Source organism: Photobacterium sp. OFAV2-7, assembly GCF_022347985.1.
Classification (GTDB): domain Bacteria; phylum Pseudomonadota; class Gammaproteobacteria; order Enterobacterales; family Vibrionaceae; genus Photobacterium.
This window is the reverse complement of sequence record NZ_JAKRFQ010000597.1, coordinates 1-3,283: the sequence shown is the minus strand read 5'-3', so window position 1 is coordinate 3,283 and position 3,283 is coordinate 1. Positions and strand designations below refer to the sequence as shown.

The window sequence follows — 3,283 nt, the reverse complement described above, 5'->3', positions numbered from 1 at the left end:
AAGATTGGCCGGATGCAAAGGATCACCGCCGGACAATGACAGCCCGCGGCGCTTGATTCGAGTATCGTTCAAGTCCGAGATGATCTGATCTTCCATCTCCTGGGTAAATGGGTGACCACAGTCCAGTCGCCAGGTGTTTTTGTTATAACACCCCCGGCATTGATGCTCGCAACCGGAGACAAACAACGTACAGCGTGTCCCGGGGCCATTGACAACATCAACAGGATAATAGTTAAGGTAATTCATTATCTATCTCGCCAAAAAAAGAAGTGCCACTCATGGCACTTCTGCATTCGTCGTCTTGAAACACTTAGCCTCTTTCGGCTCCGCAGTTACATGTGCTTGACGCGACGCTTCACTTCTTCCTGCTTGCCGAAGTTAAACGGCCGTGCATCCGGACTACCCAGGTAGCCACATACGCGACGAGTTACGGAAACCTTCGATGGGTTGTGGTTGCCACACTTCGGACAGGTAAAGCCTTTGCTGGTACAGTCAAATTCACCCATAAAACCACATTCGTAGCATTCATCGATCGGCGTATTGGTACCATAGTATGGAACACGGCTGTAGCTATAATCCCATACGTCTTCCAATGCCTCGACATTGTGCTGAATGTTCGGGTATTCGCCGTAGCAGATAAATCCACCGCTGGTAATTTCCGGGTACGGCATTTCGAAATCAATCTTGTCGTATGGGTTTACTTTCTTCTCAACATCCAAGTGAAAGCTGTTCGTGTAGTAGCCCTTGTCAGTGACACCTTCTACAACACCAAACTCTTTGGTATCGATGGCACAGAAGCGGCTACATAGGTTCTCGCTCGGAGTACTGTAAAGGCTAAAGCCATAACCCGTTTCTTGTTTCCAGCGGTTCGTAGCCTGTTTCAGGTACTGAACAATTGCGATGGCTTTTTCGCGCAGCTCCTGGCTATCAAATACGTGCGTTTCCGTTCCGTAAAGGGCATTAATCGCTTCATGAATGCCGATGTAGCCTAGAGAAATCGATGCACGGCCGTTCTTGAAAATTTCAGCGACATTATCATCCGGCTGAAGTCGTACGCCACATGCCCCTTCCATATAGAGAATTGGAGCAACACGTGCTTTCACACCTTCAAGACGGCTAATACGGGTTTCCAGAGCACGTCGTGCCAACGCCAGTCTGTCGTCTAGCAGGCTATAGAAGCGCGCTTCGTTACCTTGAGCCATCAAGGCAATACGTGGCAGGTTCAAGCTAACAACGCCAAGGTTATTACGACCTTCGTGGATCAGCTCACCGTTCTCCTCGTAGGCATCAAGGAAGCTACGACAACCCATCGGTGTTTTGAATGAACCTGTCACTTCAACGACTTTGTCATAATTCAGGATATCCGGGTACATGCGTTTAGACGCACACTCAAGCGCAAGCTTCTTGATGTCATAGTTCGCATCACCCGTTTTGTGGTTCAGCCCGTCTTTGATAGCAAACACCAGCTTAGGGAAGACTGCAGTTTTACGGTTTTTCCCCAGACCCTCAATACGGTTTTTCAGAATAGACTGCTGAATCATGCGAGATTCCCATGATGTACCCAAGCCAAAGCCAAAGGTCACAAACGGCGTCTGGCCGTTAGCAGTATGCAGTGTATTTACTTCATATTCCAAAGACTGGAACGCATCGAAACACTCTTTCTCGGTACGGGCCTTGGCAAAAGCTTCTGGCTCAGCAATACCCCATTCCTGAGCGATCTCAAGGTGCTTGTTAAAACTGACTGTCACATAAGGAGCAAGCACTTCGTCGATACGGTTGATGGTGGTACCGCCATAGATATGGCTGGCTACCTGGGCAATGATCTGCGCAGTAACCGCAGTGGCAGTCGAAATAGATTTCGGCGTATCAATCTCGGCATTCCCCATCTTGAAACCGTGCGTCAGCATACCGTTCAGGTCAATAAGCATGCAGTTGAACATCGGGAAGAATGGTGAATAATCCAGATCATGGAAGTGGATATCACCCACTTCATGCGCCTTAACAATATCACGAGGCAACAAATGCTGCTTCGCATAGTGCTTAGCCACAATCCCAGCCAGAAGATCGCGCTGAGTCGGGATCACCTTGCTGTCTTTATTTGCATTTTCGTTTAGCAGAGAAGCATTGCTTTGCTCAATCAAGCCTCGGATTTCACCGTTAAGCAGGCTTTTTTTCTCACGGGCGATATCGCGATCATGACGATATTCAATATAGGCACGTGCGACCTCCTTGTGCGGACCTACCATCAGGTGATTTTCAACCGCATCCTGAATGACGTGAATGTCAACTTCTTGAACAGACATAAACTGAGAAAGCACACCGTCAGCCACCGACGCTGCATACGCCTCGTTCATCGCTTCTACTGATTCGGCTGCGCTTAACACCGCCTCTTTAATACGCTTGGTATTAAACGGTACACGGCATCCATCACGCTTAATCACAACAGGTTTCACACGGGGCTCCTACGAAAATGACACTGTCACTTAAACACAAAATATAGGGTCTAGTGATTGGGCTAATACAAGATGTGGTGTATTAGGCGAGAAATCCGAAAAACAAACATTGATCTAAATCAGTTTTATTAAAGGACAGTACAGGGAACAACCGATGATTTTGAGCTAGTGCCAAAAAATGAATGTAAGCTTTTTTCTCAGCCTTTTTGTCAACAAATTTATTGCTTTCAATGCCGCTTTTTTAAAAAAATAGTCCTTGCAAATCGACAAATTTGGCGGGCTGATTTTCTGCCTGAATGGATTATCTCGTTACCCATTTCTGATCACCGTGTAACTAACAAGTATGACAACACCCTCTTCTTTATCGCTGCCTTCCAACATCACTCAAAATACCAAAATATACCTCGCTTGTTACCACCGCTGCCCCTCTAATCTTCATATCCGATAGTGACCTAGGTAAAACTCTTGCAGCGACGACTAATCAATATCGCCCTGACCATGATCTTAATGCTGCCTCCAGTGGTCTGCAGTGATGCACCCGATCACCAGGTCAACCCGTTTCCCCCTCTCAGTATCGTCAGCTGGAATATGCAATGGCTAAGCATCGGCAGTAATAAAGCGAAAATTACCCGGACGGCTCCTGACTATCGGCAGCTTGCTGGAATTGTCAGAGAGCTTTCTCCCGATATCCTTGCCTTCCAGGAAGTGGATAGCGTTAAAGCCATACAGGCTATACTGCCTCCCGCCGGCTATAAGATCTTTCTCTCGGATAGGCGTCACTCCCCGACGGAAATTTTCCCCGATATCAACCAGTACACCGGATTTGCAAG

Annotated in this window: 3 protein-coding genes; 1 reads left to right on the top strand and 2 read right to left on the bottom strand. The window is 47.5% G+C overall.

Going from position 1 to position 3,283, the window contains the following annotated elements:
• Positions 1 to 246: 4Fe-4S cluster-binding domain-containing protein (locus tag MHN01_RS21450; RefSeq protein WP_239413342.1), on the bottom strand; the 246-nt coding region annotated here is incomplete at its 3' end.
• A gap of 86 nt (positions 247 to 332) precedes the next feature.
• Positions 333 to 2,453 carry an anaerobic ribonucleoside-triphosphate reductase gene (nrdD, locus tag MHN01_RS21445; RefSeq protein ID WP_239413341.1) on the bottom strand — a complete coding sequence of 707 codons (2,121 nt, stop codon included), beginning with the start codon at positions 2,451 to 2,453 and terminating at the stop codon, positions 333 to 335.
• 465 nt (positions 2,454 to 2,918) lie between these two features.
• Here nrdD and MHN01_RS21440 point away from each other — a divergent pair.
• Positions 2,919 to 3,283 (top strand): endonuclease/exonuclease/phosphatase family protein (locus MHN01_RS21440; RefSeq protein ID WP_370646540.1); only part of this gene is annotated, 365 nt, incomplete at its 3' end.